Consider the following 25,114-nt stretch of genomic DNA (forward strand, 5'->3'; position numbering starts at 1 on the left):
TAGAATGGGGGAGGAGGGATATGCCGAGCGAGGGGCTTGATGTGTGTGTAGCACCCTCAGTGTGATGAAAGCTTCTTTGCCTACGCCGGCATTATCCGGATCAGGTTCAGGGTATCATCTCAGCCTTGCTCTCGTTTCTCTATCCCTATAAAGGGAGAGAGTAACTATCCAAAGCACCCCCAGAAGAGTTGTCTATATATAAAGGATACATTGCGCTCTCTGTATCCACATACACGCCCACAAAGATACGTATAAATATGGTATGGCAAGCGCGGTTTGTCGTCATTTTTAGCTCGGACGTCAGATGTTTTTGCGTTTATCTAGGCCTAAGTATAGATTATGCGTTTCCCCTCATGGGGCTGTGTGTACGACCTCTTTTATCTCCGTCTTACTTGCTCTCCCCAGTAGAAATACAGAGAAAATAAAAAGAGAGAAGCCCTCTTTGCTAGTAGAGATAGGCTTCTCTCCTCTTTAGAAAGTGTAGGCAAAATTACTTGCTGTGAAGAGGAAATTTTATATCCACTTGCCTAGATATAGTATTGCCATTGGATAGCGTCATGGAGACAGTGAAAGTTATCGTCTTGTCCATCCATGCTGTAGGGGGTTCTTTTATGTACAATATCCACCAAGGATGAGACGCTAAAAGCCGATTCAGATCCATTGGATCTTTCATTTTTAGCATGGCTAAGAATTTAAAACTATCGTCATATCCACGTTTGATATAGCTCAGATTATCTAAGAATGATAGAGCTGCAACATCATTAAGGGAAGCCCCTTTCTCATGATCTTTGTCGTAGGCTGTATTACACGTTACCTTTATCTCTTTTGGGACACTTATGATACCTACGTGCCTACTTATGATACGCCCGCCTTTTTGTGTGTGCTTAAAGTAGCATGTATCGCCTATAGAGGATAGAAAGTGTACAATTTTAGAGTTTTGCCTATCATAACTGTTGTATTCTACTCTACTGCCTTGCATTTCTATCTTGCAGATTTCTACAAACTTTTCCTCATGTAGCAAAGGGTGTATTGCTCTTCCTTTTGTATCAGAGTCTATAGCCTCTAGACGAAAATCATTGGGTTCTACAAACGCTGTGAGAAAGTGGGGGTAGTACTTGGGTTTCTCGAAACAGCCCGAAATCCCTATGAGAAAGAGGAGCAATACACTCCCCAATGCCAATGCGCTCTTGTATTTTTTCATAACCAAAGTTTTTTTATTGCATAGGGGGTTGAGGCTGAATAGGGAACTTCACATCAATGCTGTTGGTAACAGATTTGTCTCCCTTATCCGTGGGGAGTACCATGGTGACTGTAAAGCGGACAGTCTCGCCATTCCAGGCCTCGGGTACTTTGTCTATTATGAGCCACCACTTAGGGTCTGAGGCTAATAGGCGTTTGAGGTCTACCGGGTCTTTAAGACGGATATGTCCCCCATTCTCTCCGGATTTATAGCCATTCTGTATATACTGTAGATAATCAAAGAAACGGAGGTATAGTACATCATTTAAGGGAGTACCGGCCTTTAGAGTCTCGCTGTAGTTGTGATCGCAAGTAACCACCATATTCTTTGGTGTAGCCATTAGACCTGTAGCTCTTCTCGTTATCTGCTCATAAGGCCTTCTATCCGGGTAATGAGTGTCGCCTATAGAGACGAGAAAATTCATAATGGAAGAGTCTCTTCCATCATAGCTAAAGTGCTTAGGATATCGATTCTCTACATCAAATAGTTCTATGGTGCAGATATAAGTATTCTCGGTAGAGTCCCTTGGTATGTATTTCTCTAGTGTAAAAGCACTGGGCTTTACAAAGGCAGAGAGAAAGTGAGGATAGTGTAGTGTTGGGCCAAAAAGCCATTCGCTTACACAGCTACTCAAGCTCATACTGATCCCCATAAAAAGAGTGGCGATAAGTACTCCTCTAGATGTAATCTTCTTCATAAGTAATTCTTCTTAGTTCTACAATCCAATACTCGGACAAGTCTCTAGCGGAAGACGGAGATAGTTCGGTGTTGTGAGTGTGTTTCTTTTCAATTTTTATAACTATAACTAGGCACAAAGATATAATTCTTTTAGGATACAAACAAGTCCCTTTCGTACCCCCCCTTTGAGTAGAGCTGATTGCTGTAGAGAAAAAGGGGCTTAGGCAGTATCCATAGCCGAGAAGGCTCCTTTAATTAGTGCCTTCTTGAGAGTATATAGCTAAAATATTATGGATATTTGCACCACCTATATAGGAATAAATAGTATCTTTGCTCCTGCGCAGTATTGGGTACTTTACTTATTGACATTTCCTCGTTTTAGTGGGGATGTCGGTTGGGGGTAGGGCTCGATGGAAGCTGCGTTAGGAAAACGATCACTAACTTCATTCTAAAAAACAAATAATCATGATCATTGGTGTTCCCAGAGAGATTATGCACGATGAGGCTCGCGTAGCTGCCAGCCCCGAAGCCGTTGCCAAGTATGTAGCAGATGGTTTTACCGTGCTTTTTGAAAAAGCTGCCGGCGAAGGTGCTTTCTATCACGACGAAGAGTACAAAAAGGCAGGAGCCGAGCTTATTGATGGTCCTAAGGAGATTTACGACCGTAGCGACATCATTATTAAGGTAAAAGAGCCTCTTTTCAATGAGCAAATGGGGGTTCATGAGATTGATATGATGCACAAGGGGCAGTATATCATCACCTTTATTCACCCGGCCTCTCCGGTAAACCATGACATGGTACGCAAGATGGCTGCTCAGGGCGTTATTGGCTTAACTCTTGATGGCGTGCCTCGTATCTCTCGTGCACAAAATCTCGATGCTCTTACCTCAATGAGTACCTGTGCCGGTTATAAGGGTATCCTTATGGCAGCCAACGACCTCGCCAGCTTCATGCCTCAGATGTTCACCGCAGTGGGTAAGATCGACCCCATGAAAGTGATGGTAATTGGGGTAGGGGTAGCCGGTCTTCAGGCTCTTGCTACGGCTAAGCGTTTGGGAGCTGTTCTTTATGCTGCCGATATCCGTCCTGCTGCTGCAGAGCAAGCTACCAGCCTTGGTGCTAAGCTTGTGGATACGGGTGTTGCCCCAGAGCTTGCTATTGCCGAGGGAGGGTACGCTAAGCACCTCCCCGAGGATGTCCTAGTTAAGGAGCGTGAGCTCTTGAAGTCTACCATCCAAGATATGGATATCGTTTTCTGTAGTGCTCTCGTTCCCGGTAAGATTGCTCCGGTAATCATTACAGAGGAGATGGTGAAGGGGATGAAGCCCGGCTCCGTTATCGTAGACATCTCTATCGACCAGGGTGGTAACTGCGAAATTACTCCTGCCGGTCGTCGCGAAGTAAAGCATGGTGTAGTACTTGAGGGTATTAAGAACATCCCCGGTATGCTCCCCAAGAGCTCTACATGGATGTTCTCTCAGAACATGTACAACCTAGTGAAGTACCTCGTGAAGGATGGCAAGATGAACCTCGATATGAGCGACGAAATCTGCCAAAAGATCCTTGTTACTCGCGATGGTGAAATTGTACATGAGGGTACACGCGAAGCAATGGGGATGAAGTAATTGAGATCTCCCCGAAAGAAATAATTGGGCATTGCCCCTACAGAGGGGAAGGTTTATTACAAGGATAAGCCTTCCCCTTATTTGCATTCGCTACTCCGATTGGTAACTATTCTCTATCTACACATTAGACTCAATCACATATTATGAATCCTCTTATTTTGGTACTGATCTTCGTGGCGGCCACGATTATCGGGTACTTTCTTATCAAAAATGTCCCGAGCCTTTTGCATACGCCCCTCATGTCGGGGATGAATGCCCTCTCGGGAGTTACGATTATTGGGGCACTGGCTGCTGCAGGTCTTGCTCTGCTCGTGCATGATCCGCTATGGGGGCAGGTGCTAGGGGCTTTGGCCATTATCCTTGCAACGATTAACGTAGTAGGTGGTTTTGGTGTGACCCACCGCATGCTACGTATGTTCCAACAGAAAAAGAAGAAATAAACTATGGACCAGACGCTTATATACGTAATTAGTGCCCTTCTTTCACTGCTTGTGATGGTGGGCATTGCCCTTATGAGTAAGGTGCGTTATGCCTCTTTGGGTAATTCTCTTAGTGCTCTGGCCATCCTTGCCGGTATTGTTTTTACTCTACTTACAAAGGAAAATAATGGTACTCCTATCATTACGGCTTGGACTCTCTATCCCTCTCTCGCTATTGGGGCTTTGATTGGTGGGCTATTTGCCACGCGCGTAAAAATGATACAGATGCCCCAGTTGGTTGCTTTGCTCAACGGACTAGGGGGAGGAGCATCTGCGCTTGTGGGGATTCTCTCCGTAGCAGGCATTGGCGAACGCCTGGCAGCCACTGCATTTAGCAATTTTACCGGCTATCTTGCTATTGGCATAGGGCTTATTACCCTCGTTGGTAGCCTTGTTGCTGCCGGAAAATTGCATCGCCTTCTTCCACAAAAGCCGCAGGTTTGGGCTTTCCATTCGATGGCGACTGTACTCTCGCTTGTGGTAATGGCGATACTGATTCTTATTGGTACTTTTTCTCAATACGAGGGAATGCCTGTATTCTGGTTAATTGCCGGAGTGGCTATCTTCTCCTCTCTATTTGGACTTTATTTCTCCATTCGCGTAGGAGGGGCCGACATGCCTATCACCATCTCGCTACTCAACTCCTTGAGTGGGGTAGCCGGGGCTATTGCCGGTATGGCTATTGGGGACGTCCTGCTCGTTGCGGTGGGTGGTATTGTAGGGGCATCAGGTTTGTTGCTGACACAGATTATGTGCCGAGCTATGAATCGTAGCCTTCTCTCTATCCTCCTGGGTACAAAGAAAAAGGTGGCTACGCCTGCACCTTCATCTGTGGCAACGGCTTCATCGGCTGCTGCTCCCAAAGTAGAAGTAAAGAAAACCCCCAGTGAGGTACTCTCCACAGCCAAGCGAGTAATCATCGTACCGGGCTATGGTATGGCACTGGCTCAGGCTCAACACGAGGTAAAGCAACTTGCCGATGCTCTTCGCAAAGGGGGTGCAGAGGTTCGCTTTGCCATCCATCCCGTGGCAGGTCGTATGCCGGGTCATATGAACGTACTCCTTGCCGAGGCCAATGTTCCCTACGACGATCTCTTTGAGATGGAGGCTATCAACGACGACTTTGCCAAGGTAGATGCCGCTATCGTAATCGGGGCTAACGACGTACTGAACCCTGCTGCTCGCAATGCAGAGGGTACGCCCATCTACGGCATGCCTGTACTGAATGTAGACCAAGCTCCCTACGTGGTTATCTGCAACTACGACCTCAAACCGGGTTATGCCGGCGTGGAGAATCCGCTTTACACGAGAGAAGAGGGCGTGGCACTCCTTACAGGGGATGCTAAAGAAACCGTCTCGGCTCTTCTTACTGATTACCAAAAAGCGTTGGCAGGTAATGGCGCAGTAGCTCCTAAAGCCGAAGCTAACGATAAGCCTACGGCAGGGGCTATCCTCTCCACAGCCAAGCGCGTAATTATCGTACCCGGCTATGGTATGGCACTGGCTCAGGCTCAACACGAGGTAAAGCAACTTGCCGATGCTCTTCGCAAAGGGGGTGCAGAGGTTCGCTTTGCCATCCATCCCGTGGCAGGTCGTATGCCGGGTCATATGAACGTACTCCTTGCCGAGGCCAATGTTCCCTACGACGATCTCTTTGAGATGGAGGCTATCAACGACGACTTTGCCAAGGTAGATGCCGCTATCGTAATCGGGGCTAACGACGTACTGAACCCTGCTGCTCGCAATGCAGAGGGTACGCCCATCTACGGCATGCCTGTACTGAATGTAGACCAAGCTCCCTACGTGGTTATCTGCAACTACGACCTCAAACCGGGTTATGCCGGCGTGGAGAATCCGCTTTACACGAGAGAAGAGGGCGTGGCACTCCTTACGGGAGATGCTAAAGAAACCGTCTCAGCTCTTCTTACTGATTACCAAAAAGCATTGGCAGGTAATGGCGCAGCAGCTCCTAAAACCGAAGCTAATGATAAGCCCACGGTAGGGGCTATCCTCTCCACAGCCAAGCGAGTAATCATCGTACCCGGCTATGGTATGGCACTGGCTCAAGCCCAGCATGAGGTAAAGCAGCTTGCTGATAAACTTCGTTCGAAGGGGGCAGAGGTCCGTTTTGCCATCCATCCTGTAGCAGGCCGTATGCCGGGGCATATGAACGTACTCCTTGCCGAGGCGAATGTACCCTATGAAGATCTCTTTGAGATGGAGGCTATCAACGACGACTTTGCCAAAGTGGATGCCGCTATCGTAATCGGAGCTAACGACGTATTGAATCCCGCAGCTCGCAATGCTGAGGGTACACCTATCTACGGCATGCCAGTGCTGAATGTAGACCAAGCTCCCTACGTAGTTATCTGCAATTACGACCTCAAACCGGGTTATGCCGGCGTAGAGAATCCGCTTTACACGAGAGAAGAGGGCGTAGCTCTCCTTACGGGGGATGCCAAAGAGAGTCTTGCTCGTCTCATGGAAGAGATGGATCAGACCATTGCTCCCGAGGCGGAGGGGGCAAAGGAATCTTCCCCCGGTACCTCATCCTATACCCAGTGGATGAAGGAGGCACGTAAGGTAATTATTGTACCCGGTTATGGTATGGCACTCGCTCAAGCCCAGCACGAAGTGAAGCAACTCGCCGATAAACTTGCAAAGCAGGGGGCAGAGGTTCGCTTTGCCATCCATCCTGTGGCAGGTCGTATGCCGGGTCATATGAACGTGCTTCTTGCCGAGGCAAATGTACCCTACGACGACCTTTTTGAGATGGAGGCCATCAACAATGATTTCGCTTCTACCGATTTGGTGATTGTGATTGGGGCTAACGATGTTTTGAATCCTGCTGCTCGTAACGCCGAAGGCACGCCCATTTACGGCATGCCGGTGCTGAATGTGGATCAAGCGCCTCATGTGATTATCTGCAACTACGACCTCAAACCGGGGTATGCCGGGGTGGAAAATCCCCTCTATACACGTGAGGAGGGAGTAGCTCTGCTTACGGGAGACGCCAAAGAGTCTCTCCAAAAGCTTCTTGCTCTCTAGGAGAGACTTTCCCTAAAATCTTTCCATCCCCACTAGATTCTTCTAGTGGGGATTTTTCTTTTCCCTCTCTCCCTACAAAAAGTGAGCACCTCGCGAGAAGATGATGTTTCGCGCGAGGTGCTCTATATAAAACAGATTCAAATTAGTTGTCTTTAGAGGGAAATGGGTTGGGGCTTCCTAACGTGCTCCCGCATTTCTGGAAGCCCCGAGTTTAATAGAAGAATATGAAAAGGAAAATGTTGTTTTAGTCTCTCTTATTATGAGGTAGAGGTGTGATCTTACCGATTGCGAAGGGGACCCTTGCGAGAGGATTGCTCCGGAGATTGTACCGCTTCCTCTATTTGTTTACGAGTGAATTTGCCGATGAACGAAATGGCTACGTACTCCTCCGGCGAGTCGACCAGGAGGTAGAGATCGTGTATTTCGTTGCCCTTTTTCCTACCCACAAGGTGCATGGTTCTTTGGTCCTCTTTTACAAAAAAGAGTTGCTCGTAGGTGGGTGAGTCCATCTTGATCATAGGGGTGAAGATGGAGCGCATGAGCTGGATGTTCTTACGGTCTGCTGCCGAGAAGATGTATACGGAGTTCACCGCTTGTATCAATCCGTGTAGGGAGGCTGAGTGTCCGTTACCTCCCGAAAAACGTAGGGAAGACTCCGAAAGCATAGAGGAGGATAGGTAAACTACCGTGATGCCGTCTGTAGACATTAGACGCTCCAGTGTAGTGTTGTTTTGCGCCTGCACAGGGCGGAAGGTAAGAGGTAGCAGTGCAAATAGGGCGGTGACGATGGGTAGGAGTTTCATATCGTAGAAGGGTATATCTAGAGAGACTAATAGGCGATATCAAAGGGGGTGGCAAAGGGAGTGGAGGAGCTCATTGGCTCTAATTGTTGGTAAGAGGCATCTAAGAAGTTAGATACTTCTTCTAGGGTAGAGTGGGCTTTGGTATAATGTTCGTTGCCGGCTGAGAGGCAATCGTCGAGTAACCCAAAGGCGCGTGCCATCTCACGATCCACTTCCTCTTGATCTATGGGGCGAGTGTTACGCCAAGAGCCGTTGGGCTCGGTGGTGGGTTGCCAGATAGAGGTGCCGATAGCGATAAGGAGAGCCAAGGCAGCAGCGGCAGCCCAAATATGTTTTGGGATAATGCGCCAACGCTTCTGTACCTTCACTTCTTGAGTTGCTTGCTCCTTCTGCCCCTGCAAAGAGAGCTGGGCGGCCGCCATCATCATATGCTCCATGGCGATTAAGTCCGGGCGATAGGGGCTGTCTTCGGGCTCTTCGAGCAGAGAGATATAGAGGGACACTTCCTCTTCGGGAGAGGTTGAGCCATCGTAGTACTTCCGGAGTAGCTCCTCAAGGTGGCGTGGAGTAGTCATTCTTTTTATCGCTCTAGGGGTGATCAATCTTTTTCAAATAGGGCTCGCACTTCTTTGCGAAGGCGAGATAGGGTGCTTCGTACTGTTGTCTCTTGTAGGCCGAGTCGCTCTGCTGTCTCTTGGTTGGATAGCATCTCGTAGTGCCTTAGTGAGAATATACTTTTTTGGGGTTCGCGTAGTTGCTCTACCCAATGTGCAAGGCGTTCTTCTCCGCTCTTTGCCACAAGTGTGCTATGGGGGTCGGCACTATTGTCTATCTGTAGAGCTAGAGCTGTCTCTGCCTCTTTGCCACTCGTGCGCAGCCTCTCGCCGGCACTCTTGAGGTGGTCTAGGCATCGGTTGCGTGCAATACGTACGGCATAGGCTTGTGGCGATTGCACGTTGTCTAGCTCATCTCTCTGCTCCCATAGGCGGAGGTAAACATCTTGTGTGATATCGTTGGCTACCTCTTGGTCTGTAAGTAGGGCCACGCACACCATAAATATCACCTGCCTGAGGGGGAGGTAAGTTTGGTTGAATGTAGCCTTATTCATACAGATAGAGAGTAGAAGGGATGGTGCCTATCGGGCTATTTATTCTCCGTTTGAGCAGGGGCTAAGTGAATAGAACTATTAAGTCTAAAGTGACCTAGTAGGCGGATCACTTGTTGCCGCTTCTCGTTTGTGTACAGGATATACATACCCGTAAAGGTAGGAGCCTGGGGATTGTGTATGCCAAAGATACGTACTTTGTCACTACCCTCGCTGGCAAGAGTGATCAATTCACAATCCTCAAACTGGAGGGGAGAGAAAAGAGATGCGACAACCTTCTGTTCTTCTTGGGTGAGTGCTAGCGAACGAGGTATAGAGAGTATGAAAAGACTTTGCTCTTCCGCTTCTTTGAGAGTAAGAGGTAAAGTACCGCTATCACTCTTGAAACTTGATGTTGCCAAAGCATCTAGGAAGTCCCCATCTATCACAGGGGTAGTGCCACTAAACAACTGAGCCAAGGCTTCAGCTCCAAAATAGCTACACTCCACTCCCTCTATGCGAGCACATTGCTCGAATAGATTCGCAATAGAAGTAGTGGTAGACTGAGCCATTGCACTTAGGCAACCGGCAAACCCCAAGAGGGAAACCAGAAGGTGTCGAATCATCTTTTATTTCTTTGTCATGTGAGTCCTTTGAGAGAGGGGGCACTACGCGTTGCGCTTTTTCGTTCCTCCTTCTTCTCTGTTTGGGCTCTCGCTTAGAGCCCCCTATTCATAAGACGAACTGAGATCGGATTTGTTGCATCTGAGGGTGAAATATTTTTCGCTCTTGCCCTGGATTTGAAAATTTCTAGGGCAGAATTTTCCAAAAAATCAGCTAGAATGGGAGTCTTTTTCCAGGTGAAAAAAGAAAAACTTTTGGGCGAAGGATCCTCCCCCTGTTCGTTTCTGGCCGGAATCCCCTGCTTCCTGCTTTGTGTTAAGAATGCTCTTGTTCCTGGAATCTGCATACACCATTAGGTACTGCCATATGAATTTGATTTGTTATTTTTGTGTTAGAGTTATTTGTGAGGATATTCTTCCTAATTTATCAAAAGAATAGGAGGGGGAGAATAGCTCTTCATATTGTTACAGGAAATCCTCTCGTTTGTGGAATGATTATGCATACAAAGAAAGTATTTGTTCTAATTTGTTGTTCAGTATGTTTGGCTTTGCTCTTATCTTGCAAAGAGAATAGGAATGAACCAACTGTAAAGGAGGAACCGACACTCGAGGAGATCCATGCAAAGGGAGCAAAAACTCTTAATGAGATTTTGCTAGAGCATGAAGCGAGCATTCGGGGAGGTGGTACCTTGGTAGAGAATCCCCAATCAGGGTGTTCTTTACGTGGTTATGGTCCCGTAAAAGAAGAAACATACTATGGTTTCACAAGGGATGTTCACCTCGGAAGGAAGCCCCAGTTGTGTTATCTCAATGTAGAGCTATGCCATGGATATTATTTGGTTGATGTCCATTCCGTCGTTCTAGAAGTAAGGGCAAAGCCTTTTACTGAATACGAACAAGTAGACTCTCCAAGATGTGGTTACATTCCTACTTCTCATATAGATCCTTCCCAGATTATGCCCAATAGGTTTAATAATCCAAGTAGAGGCTATTTTAATGATGGTTATAAGGCTGGAGGACTTCAGTACTTTAGGACTTACTACATTAGGGTTGCTTATAGTCTGAGTGGAATGCAGATTAATCATACTCTTCCTGATTTTCCTAAGAACTTCGAATGGAATATTGTCTATCGCGAAGCAGAATAGGGGGCTGTAAATAAGATAGCAGAATATAAGAGAAGGGAGTATTGAAAGAGGATTTTCATACTCCCTTTTTATTATAGAGAACAAAAAACATTGTTGTCCCCTGTCTGTAATCTCTTCAGAATGTATTCTCCTCAGAGGGGAAGATAACTTAAAAAATACAGTTCTCTCTCTTTGCATATGTGTAAATTCTTAGGAGGTTATTTGCTTTGCTATTCCTGAACTTACACGGATAGGATGTGGTGATGCTGTACCTTTGTGTCTTGAATTAGAGAGAGAAGGCTTCGTATGCGTATTATTCGTAATTCATATATCCCTTTTCGAGGATTTACCGCCATGAATCTTTTTGGGATACTCTTTGTACGTCGGGAGGCTGCGGAACTTACGCCGGAAACTCTCAATCACGAAAAAATCCATTCTGCCCAGATGCGAGAGATGCTTTACATCCCTTTCTATATCTGGTATTTACTGGAGTGGATCCTAAGACTCTTCCTCCCGCGCAATGCCTATCGCAATATCTCTTTTGAGCGAGAGGCATATAAATACCAAAACGACCTCTCCTACCTAAGTAGAAGAGGTCGCTTTACGTGGATTCGTTTCTTGTTTAGAGCCGGTTAGCGGTCTTCGAAGCTTTTGAATACCTCCGGGAGGTTGTCAATAATGTCGGAGGCAATGAGGGCTGTTTCGCTAGACCTAGCCGCAAAGAGGTCGCCCGCTTCCCCATGGAAATAGTTGGCGAGTACTGCTGCCGTAGAGGGGTCGTACCCTTGAGCCAGTAGGGCTAGGATAATCCCTGTGAGCACATCGCCACTCCCTGCTGTTGCCATACCCGGGTTGCCCTTACTATTGAAGTAGATACTCCCAGCAGGGGTACACGTGGTGGAATAGGCTCCTTTTAAGATGATATTTAGTCCGTGTGTACGAGCAAAGTAGGTAGCCTGCTCAAGGCGTTCTTCGTCCGTATCCCAATGGGTCGTGAGTCGGTCGAATTCCCCTGCATGAGGGGTGAGAATGCTACCTTTGGGCACTAGATCGAGTAACGACTTGTGGCGTGCAATTAAGTTGAGAGCGTCGGCATCTATCACAAAAGTCTTGTCGCTTGCATTGGAGAATAGGTCAATAAGCATTTCTGCCGTCTCCTCCTCTTGTCCCAGCCCGGGGCCTATGGCAATCACATCGTACTGTCGTAGGTTGTCTACCATTGTCGTGATGTTGCTATTCACGTCAAGGTCGAGCATGGCCTCGGGTACAGCTGCCTGCAATGCCGTCTCTCCACGGTAAGGAATATGGCAGGTGAGCTTGCCGATACCACTCCTGAGAGCTGCTTTGCTGGCAAGTATCGCTGCGCCCATTTTGCCTTGAGAGCCTGCAATGAGTAGTCCATGACCAAATTGCCCCTTGTGTGCGAAGCGATCGCGACGGCGGAATATCGTAGCTAGCGTATTCTCCTCAATCAGATAGTGGCGCGTAGGTAGGTTGTCTTTGCCACTACTGCTCAGCCCAAGTTGTATGACACCGGGCTGCCCAATGAAGGGGGCATTTTCTGCAAAGAAGAAACAACGCTTAGGGTACTCCAGGGTATAGGTATAGGTAGCTTTGATGATGGCATCACGGTCTACCATAAGATTCTCGCTGGGATACAAGCCCGAGGGAAGGTCTATGGATACAACCTCACACTGCGATTGATTGATGTATTGTATGATGCTTCTATAGGCTCCCTCCGGGGTGCGATTGAGTCCTGTACCGAAGAGTCCATCAATAACAATATGCTTGGGGGTTAATACGGGGAACTCAATTTTGCCACTAATCACCTCTTGTAGTTTGATATTGGGGTGATTGGCAACGCGATTTCTCATAGTCTCACATGCGGAGGAAAGGGACTGCTTCCCCTGGATCAAAAAGACCGAGACTGCATAGTTGTTACTCGCAAGCTCAAGAGAGAGAGCTAGGGCATCGGCTCCATTATCACCATTCCCGGCAATGCAAACAATGGGGCGTCCACAATTCTTATAAACATGCAAAAACTCTTCGGCGAGCTTGGTTGCTGCATTTTCTATAAGAGTGAGGAGGGGTAACCCCTCGTGCTGTATGGTGTGCGTATAGAGGGCGTTAATTTCTTCGCCGGAGAATATCTTTATCATATAACTGTACCAAAGGCTAGAGAGGAGAGGGCTTAGGCTTTAGTCCATACTCCCCCGCACAATACCTCGCTCCGAAGAGCGGATAAAATTGAGTATCAAGTCACGCTCAGGAGAAGATGGGATCTCTTGTTCGATGGTGGCAATGGCTTCTGTATTGTTAAGTCCGCGTTGGTAGAGGGTACGATATACGTCGTTAATGAGAAAAATTTGCTCATTGGTGAATCCTCTACGCCGCAGTCCTACGATATTGATGCCGCAGTACACGATCGGGTCGCGACCAATTAGGGTGTAGGGAGGAATGTCTTTGGTAACACGACTCCCCCCCTGTATCATTGCATGTTGCGAGATGCGACCAAACTGATGCACAAGTACACTTCCGCTTAGTATAGCATAGTCGTCAATCTCTACTTCTCCTGCTATTTGGGAGGCATTCCCTATAATGATATGATTTTGTAGTACACAGTCGTGGGCAATGTGGCTGTATGCCATGATGAGACAATGGTCTCCTATTTTGGTATAACCACGGGAGGCTGTCCCCCGATTGACTGTAGCATACTCGCGGATGGTCGTGTAGTCCCCTATATAGGCAAGGGTCTCCTCTCCTTGGAATTTTAGGTCTTGGGGAACCCCTGCTATCACAGCTCCCGGATGGATCTCGCAGTGTGCCCCTATACGAGCACCACTGCGTATGATGGCATGGCTGTGGATATGAGTTCCCTCTCCTATCTCTACATTTTCTTCTATTATGGCAAAGGCGTCTATTTGTACCCTGTCGGCTAGCTTAGCCTCGGGGGCAACAAGGGCTGTGGGGTGTATGGTGGTTGTGTTCATTTTATAGGGAAAAAAGTTAGTTGTTCTTTACAATCTGTGCCATAAACTCAGCCTCGCATACGAGTTTTTCTCCTACATAAGCAAGACCGCGCATATTGGCAATCCCTCGTATTATCTCACTCATCATGCGCAGACGGAATACTAGGGTATCGCCGGGAACAACCTTCTGGCGGAATTTTACATTGTTGATTTTTAGGAAGTAAGTAGAGAAGTCGCTTCCCTCTTCCATAGCACTAAGAACGAGCAATCCTCCCGTCTGTGCCATTGCTTCTACAATGAGTACTCCGGGCATTACGGGTTCGTTGGGGAAATGTCCAACGAAGAAAGGTTCATTACCCGATACGCTCTTTACTCCTACGATGTTATCTTGCCCGATCTCGATAATTTTATCTACAAGGAGGAAGGGATAGCGGTGAGGAAGCAATTCTTTGATGCGATTTATATCAAGTATGGGCTCCTTATCGGGATCATATACCGGGGCTTGGGCTTCGATCTGTTTGATCTCTTTGCGCAGGAGGCGTGCCATCTTATTGTTGATGCCATGCCCGGGGCTGTAGGCCAAAACGTGCCCACGGATGAATTTCCCTACGAGAGCAAGGTCGCCTATGATGTCGAGGAGTTTGTGCCGAGCCGGCTCTCCGGATAGGGCCTCATTGGGGTTGAGGAATCCTATTGTAGTGGGTATTTCGGTCCCCTGAGGTAGCACTTTTCCTAGTTCTTCTCTCTCCTCTTTGCTTAGCTCTCTGTCGTTGATAACGAGAGCATTCGATAGCTGTCCACCTTGTATCAGACCCTTCTGGATGAGGGGAAGAAGCTCGCGAACAAAGACAAAACTACGAGCCGGAGCAATCTCCGAAGCATAGTCTGTATGGCTGTCGTATGAGGCGAATTGATTGCCCAAAAGAGGCGAAGGGTATGAGATATGTGTATCGATACCGAATTCGTCATCGGGCAGGAGGATAATACGAGCACCCGTATCAGGGTCACTTACTTCCATCCTTTTTTTGATGATGTAGTACTCGCGTTCGGCCTTCTGTTCGGCAAGACCTACTCGCTGTATTGCCTCTACAATAGGCTGAGAATTACCCGTGAGGATTGGGCACTCAGGGGCATTAACTTCTATGATACAATTGTCTACTCCGAGGGCATACAGTGCGCTGAGGGTGTGTTCGATAGTGCTTACTGAGAGCTCTCCCTTCTTGAGTACAGTACTGCGATCGGTAGAGCAAACTAGCTCTGCCAGTGCCGGAATAAGAGGAGCATTCTCTACATCTGTACGCCTAATTTGGTATCCTGTGTTGATAGGAGCAGGCTGTAGGGTCATTGTAATGTGGAGACCTGTGTGGAGCCCTATCCCTTCGAAGTGGAGGGCTTCATTTAGTGTTTGCTGTTGCATGGGGTAGAGGATAATTTGTTGATTTTATCTTCGAGCTCTTCGAGTCTTCTGAGTAGTTGTGGTAATTTGGGCACTACAGTGTAGGCTCTCATTGCGGTGGAGAGATCCATGGCCGGGGAGCCAAGGAGTTTACGTCCATCCGCAACATTGCCAAGGATACCGGTCTGGCCGCCCATATCAACATGGTTGCCTACGGAAACATGACCGGCGATGCCAATCTGTCCACCTGTGCGACACCAGGACCCGATATGGGAAGAACCTGCCATGCCGCCTTGGGCTGCCATTACCGTGTGCTCGCCTACGGAGCAGTTGTGTGCCACCTGTACCAAGTTGTCGAGTTTGGCACCTTTACCGATGATTGTACTGCCCATTACGGCGCGATCTATACACGTATTGGCACCGATCTCTACGTCATCGGCAAGGACTACGTTGCCTAATTGGGGGATTTTCTTGTACCCTTCTTCGGAGGGCGCAAAGCCGAATCCATCAGCCCCGATTACGACTCCGGCATGGAGAGTGCAGCGTGCTCCTATCTCGCATCCCGGGTAGATAGTAACATGGGGATAAAGGGTACTCCCCTCGCCAATCTTGCATCCCTTACCGATGTATGTATATGGGTAAATGGAGCAGCCTTCGCCCAAGGTTACTCCCTCGGCAATGTAGGCAAAAGGAGCAATGTAGCAGTGCTTGGGGAGCTTTACGGAGGGGTGGATAAAGGCTTCACTAGCTACGCCCTCGTAGCGTGGAGCTATCTCTTCTGTTGCCAATTGCATCAATTGAGCTAGAGCGGCATAGGGATCGGCAACGCGTATTAAGTTGGTAGTGACGGGAGCTGAGGGGCTAAAGTGATCAGAAACGAGAGTGGCCGTTGCTCGGGTTGTGTAGATATGGGGTTCGTATTTGGGGTTGGCAAGAAAGGTGAGTTGCCCCTCAATGGCCTCTTCTATACGTCCAAATGAGGATACTATAGCTTGGGGATCTCCCTCAATAGTACCTCCCAGCAATGTGGCAATACTCTGTAGTGTAAACTGCATAACTCTATTTCCCTCTTAAGACTAGGGATTATATGATTCCTTGTTTGATTAGAGCCGTCTCCATTTTGCGGCGCAGGTTCTCTGCCTCGTTGGCTGCGGCAGATGCAAAATGCTCAGAACTATCGGCATAGAGAATCCCTCGGGAAGAATTTACGAGGAGACCACACTCCTGGGTCATACCATGCTCTATGAGTTGGTCAAAATCCCCACCTTGTGCGCCGATGCCCGGCACTAAAAGAAAATGATTAGGAACAATGTTGCGCACGCGCTGCAGGTACTCGGCTTGGGTTGCCCCCACTACGTACATCATATGCTCGTCGTCACTCCATTGGCTGCTGGTCTTGAGTACTTGCTCAAAGAAGAAGTCTCCCTCTTCGTTTTTGGTCAGTTGGAAGTCGCTAGCCCCCTGATTGGAGGTAAGAGCAAGTAGTACAACCCACTTATCCTTGTACTCCAAAAAAGGTTTTACGCTATCCTGTCCCATATAGGGAGCCACGGTAAGTGCATCGGCTTTTAGGTACTCATAGGAAGAGCGAGCGTAGTGCATCCCAGTGTTGCCTATGTCTCCTCGCTTACCGTCTATGATGATAAATTGATCGGGGTACTGCTCACGTATGTAAGCGACCGTATGCTCCAATACCTGTACTCCAAAGGCTCCCATGGATTCGTAAAATGCTACGTTGGGCTTGTATGCTACACAAGAGCCCGCGGTGGCATCAATGATGGCACGATTGAAGGTGAGCATGGGATTTTCCGTACGCATGAGGTGCTCGGGTATCTTTCGGAGGTCTGTATCGAGTCCTACACAAAGGAAGGAGCGTTTCCGCTTTATGTTTTCTATGAGTTCTTGTCTAGTCATTGCAACTATGTATTACATGCCTTTTGAATAATAGGAGTCGGGGATTAGCTAAGGGCAGCTTCCTGCAATCGTTCGCTATTTTCTGCCACAGAGAGGGCATCGATAATGGGCTTTAGGTCACCATCGAGCACGGCTTGTAGGTTGTACAGAGTGAGCCCGATTCGGTGGTCGGTTAGCCTACCTTGTGGATAGTTATAGGTTCGTATTTTAGCACTTCTATCGCCGGTTGATACCATCGTTTTACGGCGAGAGGCAACCTCATCGAGGTACTTCTGATGCTCCAGATTGTAGATGCGGCTACGCAGTTCCGTGAGGGCTTTTGCTTTGTTTTTGAGCTGCGAACGCTCGTCTTGGCTCTGCACGGTGATCCCGGTAGGTACGTGTACGATACGCACCGCCGAGTAGGTCGTATTTACGGATTGCCCCCCTGCACCGCTGGAGCAAAAGGTGTCGATACGTAGATCGCTCTCCTTTATTTCTACATCAAACTCGTCGGCTTCCGGGAATACGGCAACCGTGGCAGCCGAAGTATGGATGCGCCCCTGAGCCTCGGTCTCCGGCACACGTTGCACACGATGTACACCGGACTCGTACTTGAGGGTGCCATAGGCATTGTCTCCCGTTACGGAGAAAACGATCTCTTTGTATCCCCCGAGAGTGCCCTCGGTATAGCTACTCACCTCTACACGCCAGCCGAGCCCCTCTACAAAGCGAGTGTACATCTTAAAGAGGTCACGGGCGAATAGAGCGGCTTCGTCTCCCCCCGTACCTGCACGGATTTCCATGATGGCATTCTTCCCATCTTCGGGGTCATCGGGTAGGAGCAATAGGGCAATTTTTTCTTGCAATTGAGGGCATTGCTCGTCGGCAAAGGCGATCTCCTCTTTGGCAAGAGCCTTCATCTCCTCATCATCTGTCCCATTGAGTAGCTCCATCGCTTCTTGGCGATTGAGCTTGAGGCGATTGTATTCATCGTGGGCTTGGTGCAACTCCTCCAGGCGGCGATACTCTTTACTGAGGCGTACAAAGCGCTTATCGTCCGCTATTACAGAGGGATCTGTGATGAGCAAAGCAACCTCTTCGAATCGAGATTCGAGGTTCTGGAGGTGTTGTAATAGTTTCTCTTCGTTCATTTAGTAGCGTAGAGTGCCATAGGGCGATTGTATGGTGAGACTATTCGTTGCTGCGTCTTCTACATGCCCTATTACTTGGGCTTCGATACCGAAACTCTGACTGATGGCGATAACATCACTGGCCACCTCCTGAGGTAAGTAAAACTCTAGGCGATGCCCCATGTTGAATACTTTATAGAGCTCTTCTCCCGAGGCGCCGCTCTCTTCTGCAATGATGCGGAAGAGTGGGGGTACGGGCAAAAGATTGTCTTTTACGACATGCTTCCCTCGAACAAAGTGGAGTACCTTGGTCTGTGCTCCCCCGGTGCAATGTACCATACCATGTATTTGGGGGCGAAGCTCTCGGAGCACCGCAGCCACTACGGGGGCATAAGTGCGTGTGGGGGAGAGTATCAATTGCCCCATATTAAGAGGTGTACCTTCCACAGGTTCTAAGAGAGAACGAGACCCACTGTAGACAAGGTCTTGAGGGATGGCGGCATCGAAACTTTCGGGGAATCGCTCTGCAAGGTATTTCCCTAAGACGTCGTGCCGAGCGGAGGTAAGCCCATTGCTCCCCATTCCGCCGTTGTATTGGTGCTCATAGGAGGCTTGGCCATAGGAGGCAAGCCCTACTATTACGTCTCCACCGGCAATGCGTGCATTGTCTATCACATCACTACGGCGCATTCGGCAGGTTACGGTACTATCCACTATAATGGTACGCACGAGGTCGCCTACATCTGCTGTTTCTCCTCCTGTGGAGTAGATGCCTACGCCTAGCTGGCGGAGGTTCTCTAGTAGCTCTTCTGTACCATTGATGATTTCTGCAATCACTTCTCCCGGGATGAGAGACTTGTTGCGCCCAATGGTGGAGGAGAGCAAGATGTTGTCGGTTGCTCCTACGCAGAGGAGGTCGTCGAGGTTCATTACGAGAGCGTCTTGGGCTATCCCTTTCCAAACGGAGAGGTCGCCGGTTTCACGCCAATAGATGTAAGCAAGGGAAGACTTTGTACCGGCTCCATCGGCATGCATTAGGTTGCAATAGTCGGGGTCCCCACCCAAGAGGTCGGGGATGATCTTACAAAATGCCTGAGGGTATAGCCCCTTGTCTACATTTTTGATTGCATTGTGTACGTCTTCTTTACTAGCAGAGACGCCACGCTGCATATATCGTTCGTTGCTCATAGTGCTGATTGTCGTTTTACCAAAGCCGGAGTACATCTCCCTCTAGAGGTACGTAACTCTCTATGTCTAAACCATTGATTTTGTAGAGATACTCCACGCGAATGCCGTAGAGTTGTGAGATGCTGTGCATAGACTCTCCCACGCTCACTACATGATCTTGGGTGCTATCTCCATGTTTGTTTTTGCGTTGTAGATATATCACATCTCCCTTTTTGAGGGGGAAGTCTACGGGAGCATCGTTGAAGGTTGCCAGCTTCTCTTCGTCGATATTTACATCGCGAGCTATTGTTGCAAAGGAGTCTCCCTCTTCTGCCAATACGTACTCGAGACCATAGCAATTGTATTGGGTTCGCTTTTTGGGGGGCTTGGAAGTAGTTTGCTTTTCTCGCTTCTTCTCTAGTGTGGAAGAGGGCGATGATGCTTTCCCTTTCATCCACGAGGGGGAGGCTTCTCGGTCGAGTTCGTACAAACTATAAAGCTCTACAAGAGCAATGAGTTTATTGGCATATCCTTTGTCTGTGGCGTATCCACATCTTTGCAATCCCTTGGCCCATCCTTGATAATCGTCCAGTGAGAGCTGGAATAAAGACTTGTAGCGAGGTTGTTGCAAGAAGTAGGAGTGATCGGTATAGGAGTCTAAGGGAGAATCGTAACTGCGGAAGCATTCTCCCTTTTCATCGTCGTCTTTATAGGCTCTATTGCCTTGCCAAGTTTTGTGACACTTGATCCCAAAGTGATTGTTGTGTACACTTGCCAGCGTGCTTGCACCTGCATTCGACTCGAGCAGTCCCTGTGCGATTGTGATACTTGCAGGTATCTTGTGCCGCTTCATCTGGTGTATGGCTTCGTTGGCATACTTGCGGATATAGGTTTGATAGGCGGCATTCATGCGCTGTCCATACAGGAGTGGTAAGGAAGTGAGGGAGAATAGTAGCACTATGATCCCGCGTAATAACTGGTTTGCTCGCATTGCCTGTTTCGTATCTTATCTCCACAAAGGTACAATTTTGCCGCGGATTTGCCATCGTCGGCTTTTGCGGCTACCTATCCGTGATAGAGGGGCTTTCTATTAAAGAAGAGCAGAGGGGCTATGAGAAGAATGGCAGACTCCAAACAACAAGGAGGCTGAGGATGAGTACAATGAACCAGAAAGAGCGTACCTTACGCTCGTGGGCTGGGAAGGCAAGAACCATGACCATAGAGGCCGGGATGAGGCTCAGGAGCGAAAGCCCAACGAGGTGCTGTGAATAAAAAATCCCCAGAGGAAGCATGAGGGCTGGGCGCATCTGTGCTGCCATAAGTTGGCGTACTCGCACTTTCTTTTCACCCAAGCGTATTACGCCAAATAATGTAGCGATAGCGTAGAGAGAGGTACTAACTGCTACGGCTATGAGTAGGGGAGGAGGTAACATATTCCCCTCTTGCCAGATGGGGCGAGGGGTGACTATCTCTTGTAGTGCCTGCTGTAGATGGGGAAGACGCTCGCTGTACAATACAATAGGGGTAGCAATAATAAAGATGCTAATAAGTCCCAAGAAAAATCCGATACTGCTACGCAAAGAGAGGGCACGGAGGTCAATGGCTGTAAAAAGAATGAGAGGAAGTAAGGCTATAAATGGGGGGTAAAGTAAAACCCCCAAGCCCATAAATACCCCGGCTGTCGTGAGGTCTAGAGGATGATCGGGGTGGCGATAACTATTGTAGAGGTTGAAGATAATCCCGAGGTAGGGCAATAGGGAGAGAAGAGCCGTGCTAGAGCTCCAAGCGGAGGGGTAGAGTAGAAAAAGAAGAGTCGCCAGCAAGGTACACCAGCGACGGTCTACTTCGTTATAAAGAACAAAGGTATTGGCGAGAAATCGTACGAGGAGACAAGCTAGGATGATGAGTAGTCCTGCTCCTACAGAGAGGATCCACCCGGGTACTTCTAAGGGCGTCTCCATCATCCAAAAGGAGAGCTGTGAGGAAGTGAAAAGGGGTGTGATAGCTACCACTGCCCCTAGGATTAGGAGAAAGGAGAGTGGCAAAGCTCCTCGCATTTTGCCGGGGGAGGGGGAGGTATTGTATTGCATCTAAAGAGGGGAGAGATGGCAATCTGAAGTATAAGCCGAGAGAGAAAGAGGTGTAGAGGGTAGGGAAGTATCTGACTAGAAGTATTCTAACAATATATAGAAAAGTCCCTACCCCCACATTTTTATTAGAGAGGGGATAGGGACGCTTTATACCTTAGTTAGAGAAGATCTTGCCCAATATCGTGGCGATAATTCTTCCCTTCGAAGAGTACCTGCTGGGCTATGGTATAGCACCGTTTGAGGGCAGCTTCGGAGGTAGCTCCGTAAGAGCTTACAGAGAGTACTCGCCCTCCATCGGTTACAATCTTGCCATCGAGTTTACGCGTGCCGGCATGGAAGAGGCAAGTGTCGTGGGGAGGATCGGGGAGTGTGATCTCGTACCCCTTTTTGTAGCTTCCCGGGTAACCACGGGAGACGAGCATTACACTAGCGGCAGGGCGAGGGTCTTCGCTCAATGTGTATTCGTCGAGTGTGCCACTAGCTATAGCCTTGAGGAGAAGAGCCACATCGCTAGAGATGCGGAGCATAACAGTCTCCGTCTCGGGGTCTCCTAGGCGGCAATTGTACTCAATAACATAGGGATCGCCTTTCACATTCATCAGCCCGAGGAAGATAAATCCACGGTACTCTATATGTTCATCTCGCAACCCTTGTAGGGTTGGTTCTATGATACGTTGGCGTACCTTTTCCATAAAAGCCTCGTCGGCAAAAGGTACGGGGCTAACAGATCCCATCCCTCCCGTATTGGGTCCCATGTCGCCATCGCCGATACGTTTGTAGTCTTTAGCTGCGGGGAGTACCTTGTAATTGACCCCATCGGTTGCCACAAATATGGAGCATTCAATGCCTTGTAGGAACTCTTCAATGACTATTTTTTGTCCCTTACTCCCCCAAATGCCTTCGGCAAGGTCGTCGAAGCCTTCGGCAGCCTCCTCTAGTGTGGGAACAATAAGCACCCCTTTACCGGCTGCCAAACCATCGGCTTTGAGCACAAAGGGAGGATGCAGGGTTTGCAGATAAGCTACGGCTTCACTCTTTTCGTTGGCTGCAAAGGTGCGGTAACTTGCCGTCGGGATACCATAGCGTTGCATAAAGGCTTTGCTAAAGTCTTTGCTCCCCTCCAGCTGTGCACCTTGGGCATTGGGCCCTACGACCATGAGTTGAGGGAAGTCTTCTTTGCGCTCGGCAAAATAGTCGGCAATGCCCTGTACAAGGGGCTCTTCGGGGCCGGAAACCAAGAGGTTGACCCCATGACTTGCAATAAAGTCTGCGATTGCGTCAAAGTCTTTGCCCGAGAGCTCGGGTACATTGATGCCGTAGATTTCACTCCCTCCATTACCCGGGGCAATGTAGAGTTGCTCTACCTCGGGAGAGGTGGCAATGCGCCATGCCATGGCAGACTCGCGCCCCCCGGAGCCTAGAAGCAGTACGATGAGGCGTTCGCTAGCTCGTTTTTCTTGCATGATCGAATCTAATTGGAGGAGGTCTTTTTGCTCCTCATCTTGTGCGATATAGTATATCTTGCTCATAGGTGATCTTGGAAGTATCTTGTTATTGTTTGGTTTAGATGTACGCGATCTTTACCCAGTACGTTGTGTTCGTGCCCCGGGTAATACATGCAATCGGGGTATGTACGCTGGTTAATACATGCTTGTACAAAGGCTTGTGCGTGCTGCCAAAGTACCACATTGTCTACGGTACCATGGATGAGAAGGAGGCGTCCCTTGAGGTCGCCGGCACGGAGTGTGAGGTTGTTTTGTTGGTACCCTTCGGGGTTTTCTTGCGGAGTATCGTTGTAGCGTTCGCCGTACATTACTTCGTAACGGCTCCAGTCCATTACGGGGCCTCCTGCTACACCTACTTTGAAAACGTCGCTGTGGGTGAGCATCAGGTTGGTAGTCATAAAGCCTCCAAAGCTCCATCCGTAGACACCCATACGCTCAGTATCTACCCAAGGTCGCTTTTGTAGGAATTCTACTCCGCGCATTTGGTCGTCCATTTCGGCCGTCCCTACTTGGCGGTGAATCACCTGCTCAAAGTCGCGCCCACGGCGAGCACTCCCTCTATTGTCGAGGGTGAAGACAACGTACCCCTGCTGTGCCATATACACATCCCAACCGCCGGCTCCGGCTAACCAGTCTTTGGTCACAAGTTGAGCGTGCGGACCGCCATAAACGTAAATGATGGTCGGGTACTTTTTGTTCGGGTCGAAGTTAATCGGTTTGAGGAGGCGATAGTGCAGTGTCGTCTTGCCATCACGTGCCGTTAGGGTACCCAGTGTAATCTCGGGCATGATGGCATTTTTTGTGGGATCTTCCGCCTTGAGTAGTTGCTTTTCTTCTTTCCCCTTAGTACTAACGATGCGGCTGATGCGAGGTGTCGTAGGGGACGAATAGGTGTCTATAAACGCTGTTTTAGAAGCGTTGAGGCTTGTATGGTGCACTCCCTCTATGGGGGTTAGGTCCACAAAATTTTTGCCATTAATGCCTATGCTGTAGAGGCGAGTCTCTAGAGGCGAAGCCGCTGTTGCCTCAAAAAAGATGGTCTTGCCGTCTTGAGAGAAGCCCTTGAATTCTGTCACCTCCCACTCTCCTCGGGTAATTTGTTGTAGAGAGTTTGCTTTACGGGTAGAGCCAAGATAGAAGTGGTTGTAGCCATCTTTGCGAGAGAGCCAGAGGTAACGCCCATCGTTGGCAGGCAAGAAAATCATGGGAGATTGCGGCTCAATGTATTTGGGGTCATTCTCCACAAACAGCGTGGCAAGCCTAGCTCCCGATTGGGCATCGTAGCGATTGACTTCGTTGTGGTTCTGCCCCCGATTCACTTCGGCAATGTAGAGCGAACGATTGTCGGGATCCCAAGCAATGTTGGTAAGGTAGTGCTCGGGGTCGCCTCCCGTTTGCATATAGACCGTTTGCCCCGTAGTGCGATCGAATACTCCCAGGGTAACGTGGTGCGAAGGCTCGCCCGCCATGGGATAGCGTACAGGCACCTCTTTTGCCTTGTGTGGGGTGATGTCTACCAAAGGATAGGGAGCTACCATGGATTGATCCATGCGGTAGAAGGCAACTTTGCTGCCATTGGGGCTCCAGAAGATCCCCTTCTCGATACCAAACTCACGCTGATGAACAGACTCCCCATAGACGATTGTATCCCCTTCGTTTTGGGCGATAACGAGGCGTTGTGTGCGCTTGTCGCTCCCTGCCTCCTCTAGTTGCTGCATGTAAAGAGTGCCATCGCTGCTTCTTGCGATAAGCCACTTGGCATCGGGCGATAGCTCTACAAGCTCATCGGCAGTATCCCCTTGGCTCTGGAGCGAAAGGCTGCGAAGAAGCTTTTTCTGAGAAAGATCGATAATATAGATGGCACGCCATGTTTGCACCGCAAGGAGAGATGGCTCTCCCTCAATGGGGTAGTAATGGGGTAGTTGCCCATGATACATGTGTAGGAGATCCTCTCCTGTGATTAGGTTTTGTATCTCACTAACAGTAAGTAATACCTTGGGACTTTGCTCTTTGGCATTGCTTTCCATCAGTTTATCCCCCTCTAGATAGGTACAACGGTCTCCTATCCATTGCAAGCGAGGGATATATTTGGGGTAGTAGTTGCTGATGAACTTTTGCCCTCCCGGGGTTACCTCCTCCAGGCTATAGAGCCCTTGGGCATCTTGTGCATAGCCGTAGATTGCACTCCCGGTAAGCAGGGTGGCGAGAAATAGGGTATGCAGAGTTCTGTTTCTCATATACTTGTATATTTCGTTT

The 25,114-nt window shown here is 48.8% G+C and carries 22 protein-coding genes and 1 riboswitch; of the genes, 5 read left to right on the forward strand and 17 right to left on the reverse strand.

The window, feature by feature from the left end; translation table 11 throughout:
* Nucleotides 1–59 precede the first annotated feature (59 nt).
* Nucleotides 60–191: riboswitch (TPP riboswitch) on the reverse strand.
* A 299-nt stretch (nucleotides 192–490) separates the two neighbouring features.
* Both ACTTHR_RS06470 and ACTTHR_RS06475 read right to left on the reverse strand, forming a co-directional pair.
* Entirely contained in the window at nucleotides 491–1,201 is a 711-nt protein-coding gene (locus tag ACTTHR_RS06470; RefSeq protein WP_314813623.1) for a hypothetical protein, read from the reverse strand.
* A gap of 13 nt (nucleotides 1,202–1,214) precedes the next feature.
* A complete protein-coding gene (locus ACTTHR_RS06475; RefSeq protein WP_442605581.1) occupies nucleotides 1,215–1,937 on the reverse strand; it encodes a hypothetical protein in 723 nt (240 codons plus the stop codon).
* Between the two features lie 446 nt (nucleotides 1,938–2,383).
* On the opposite strand from ACTTHR_RS06475, the gene ACTTHR_RS06480 reads away from it, so the two are divergent.
* The 3 genes from ACTTHR_RS06480 to ACTTHR_RS06490 all read left to right on the forward strand — a co-directional run bounded on the left by ACTTHR_RS06480 (nucleotide 2,384) and on the right by ACTTHR_RS06490 (nucleotide 7,071).
* Complete coding sequence (locus ACTTHR_RS06480; RefSeq protein WP_442605582.1) at nucleotides 2,384–3,544, forward strand: NAD(P) transhydrogenase subunit alpha; 1,161 nt, start codon at nucleotides 2,384–2,386, stop codon at nucleotides 3,542–3,544.
* Between the two features lie 143 nt (nucleotides 3,545–3,687).
* Nucleotides 3,688–3,984 carry an NAD(P) transhydrogenase subunit alpha gene (locus ACTTHR_RS06485; protein ID WP_276775383.1) on the forward strand — a complete coding sequence of 99 codons (297 nt, stop codon included), beginning with the start codon at nucleotides 3,688–3,690 and terminating at the stop codon, nucleotides 3,982–3,984.
* Nucleotides 3,985–3,987: 3 nt separating this feature from the next.
* Complete coding sequence (locus ACTTHR_RS06490; RefSeq protein ID WP_442605583.1) at nucleotides 3,988–7,071, forward strand: NAD(P)(+) transhydrogenase (Re/Si-specific) subunit beta; 3,084 nt, start codon at nucleotides 3,988–3,990, stop codon at nucleotides 7,069–7,071.
* 278 nt (nucleotides 7,072–7,349) lie between these two features.
* Here ACTTHR_RS06490 and ACTTHR_RS06495 read toward each other — a convergent pair whose 3' ends face one another.
* From ACTTHR_RS06495 to ACTTHR_RS06510, 4 genes are read right to left on the reverse strand one after another with little or no spacing between them, the layout of a single operon-like run.
* Nucleotides 7,350–7,874: a DUF4252 domain-containing protein gene (locus ACTTHR_RS06495; RefSeq protein ID WP_442605584.1), complete on the reverse strand. Its 525-nt coding sequence runs from the start codon at nucleotides 7,872–7,874 to the stop codon at nucleotides 7,350–7,352.
* Nucleotides 7,875–7,900: 26 nt separating this feature from the next.
* Nucleotides 7,901–8,449, reverse strand: coding sequence for a hypothetical protein (locus tag ACTTHR_RS06500; RefSeq protein ID WP_442605585.1), 549 nt, complete (start codon nucleotides 8,447–8,449; stop codon nucleotides 7,901–7,903).
* Between the two features lie 23 nt (nucleotides 8,450–8,472).
* Complete coding sequence (locus ACTTHR_RS06505; RefSeq protein ID WP_004334431.1) at nucleotides 8,473–8,982, reverse strand: RNA polymerase sigma factor; 510 nt, start codon at nucleotides 8,980–8,982, stop codon at nucleotides 8,473–8,475.
* A gap of 35 nt (nucleotides 8,983–9,017) precedes the next feature.
* The gene (locus ACTTHR_RS06510; protein WP_442605586.1) at nucleotides 9,018–9,584 is read right to left on the reverse strand and encodes a hypothetical protein; all 567 of its coding nucleotides are present in this window, start codon (nucleotides 9,582–9,584) and stop codon (nucleotides 9,018–9,020) included.
* 401 nt (nucleotides 9,585–9,985) lie between these two features.
* Between ACTTHR_RS06510 and ACTTHR_RS06515 the strand changes: the two genes are divergently transcribed.
* The gene (locus tag ACTTHR_RS06515; protein ID WP_315599730.1) at nucleotides 9,986–10,726 is read left to right on the forward strand and encodes a hypothetical protein; all 741 of its coding nucleotides are present in this window, start codon (nucleotides 9,986–9,988) and stop codon (nucleotides 10,724–10,726) included.
* Nucleotides 10,727–11,011: 285 nt separating this feature from the next.
* Nucleotides 11,012–11,341 (forward strand): hypothetical protein, encoded by a 330-nt coding sequence (locus ACTTHR_RS06520; RefSeq protein WP_442605587.1) that lies wholly within the window; start codon nucleotides 11,012–11,014, stop codon nucleotides 11,339–11,341.
* Here the strand turns inward: ACTTHR_RS06520 and ACTTHR_RS06525 are convergent.
* The 11 genes from ACTTHR_RS06525 to ACTTHR_RS06575 form a co-directional block, all read right to left on the reverse strand.
* Complete coding sequence (locus tag ACTTHR_RS06525; RefSeq protein ID WP_281676582.1) at nucleotides 11,338–12,864, reverse strand: NAD(P)H-hydrate dehydratase; 1,527 nt, start codon at nucleotides 12,862–12,864, stop codon at nucleotides 11,338–11,340. The genes ACTTHR_RS06520 and ACTTHR_RS06525 overlap by 4 nt on opposite strands.
* A gap of 39 nt (nucleotides 12,865–12,903) precedes the next feature.
* Nucleotides 12,904–13,695 carry an acyl-ACP--UDP-N-acetylglucosamine O-acyltransferase gene (lpxA, locus tag ACTTHR_RS06530; RefSeq protein ID WP_314942226.1) on the reverse strand — a complete coding sequence of 264 codons (792 nt, stop codon included), beginning with the start codon at nucleotides 13,693–13,695 and terminating at the stop codon, nucleotides 12,904–12,906.
* Between the two features lie 16 nt (nucleotides 13,696–13,711).
* Nucleotides 13,712–15,091: a bifunctional UDP-3-O-[3-hydroxymyristoyl] N-acetylglucosamine deacetylase/3-hydroxyacyl-ACP dehydratase gene (locus ACTTHR_RS06535; protein WP_442605588.1), complete on the reverse strand. Its 1,380-nt coding sequence runs from the start codon at nucleotides 15,089–15,091 to the stop codon at nucleotides 13,712–13,714.
* Nucleotides 15,073–16,125, reverse strand: coding sequence for a UDP-3-O-(3-hydroxymyristoyl)glucosamine N-acyltransferase (gene lpxD, locus ACTTHR_RS06540; protein WP_276775370.1), 1,053 nt, complete (start codon nucleotides 16,123–16,125; stop codon nucleotides 15,073–15,075). Before lpxD ends, ACTTHR_RS06535 begins: the two co-directional genes overlap by 19 nt.
* Before the next feature lie 28 nt (nucleotides 16,126–16,153).
* Nucleotides 16,154–16,984 (reverse strand): orotidine-5'-phosphate decarboxylase, encoded by an 831-nt coding sequence (pyrF, locus tag ACTTHR_RS06545; protein ID WP_442605589.1) that lies wholly within the window; start codon nucleotides 16,982–16,984, stop codon nucleotides 16,154–16,156.
* 44 nt (nucleotides 16,985–17,028) lie between these two features.
* Entirely contained in the window at nucleotides 17,029–18,117 is a 1,089-nt protein-coding gene (prfA, locus tag ACTTHR_RS06550; protein WP_442605590.1) for a peptide chain release factor 1, read from the reverse strand.
* Complete coding sequence (locus ACTTHR_RS06555) at nucleotides 18,118–19,284, reverse strand: AIR synthase related protein (RefSeq protein WP_442605591.1); 1,167 nt, start codon at nucleotides 19,282–19,284, stop codon at nucleotides 18,118–18,120.
* Nucleotides 19,285–19,300: 16 nt separating this feature from the next.
* A complete protein-coding gene (locus tag ACTTHR_RS06560) occupies nucleotides 19,301–20,254 on the reverse strand; it encodes a glucosaminidase domain-containing protein (protein ID WP_442605592.1) in 954 nt (317 codons plus the stop codon).
* 118 nt (nucleotides 20,255–20,372) lie between these two features.
* Nucleotides 20,373–21,353 carry a hypothetical protein gene (locus ACTTHR_RS06565; RefSeq protein ID WP_442605593.1) on the reverse strand — a complete coding sequence of 327 codons (981 nt, stop codon included), beginning with the start codon at nucleotides 21,351–21,353 and terminating at the stop codon, nucleotides 20,373–20,375.
* Between the two features lie 158 nt (nucleotides 21,354–21,511).
* Nucleotides 21,512–22,816 (reverse strand): phosphoribosylamine--glycine ligase, encoded by a 1,305-nt coding sequence (gene purD, locus ACTTHR_RS06570; RefSeq protein WP_442605600.1) that lies wholly within the window; start codon nucleotides 22,814–22,816, stop codon nucleotides 21,512–21,514.
* A gap of 62 nt (nucleotides 22,817–22,878) precedes the next feature.
* Nucleotides 22,879–25,095: a DPP IV N-terminal domain-containing protein gene (locus tag ACTTHR_RS06575; protein WP_442605594.1), complete on the reverse strand. Its 2,217-nt coding sequence runs from the start codon at nucleotides 25,093–25,095 to the stop codon at nucleotides 22,879–22,881.
* Between the last annotated feature and the right edge of the window lie 19 nt (nucleotides 25,096–25,114).

Source organism: Porphyromonas endodontalis (assembly GCF_052173515.1).
Classification (GTDB): domain Bacteria; phylum Bacteroidota; class Bacteroidia; order Bacteroidales; family Porphyromonadaceae; genus Porphyromonas; species Porphyromonas endodontalis_A.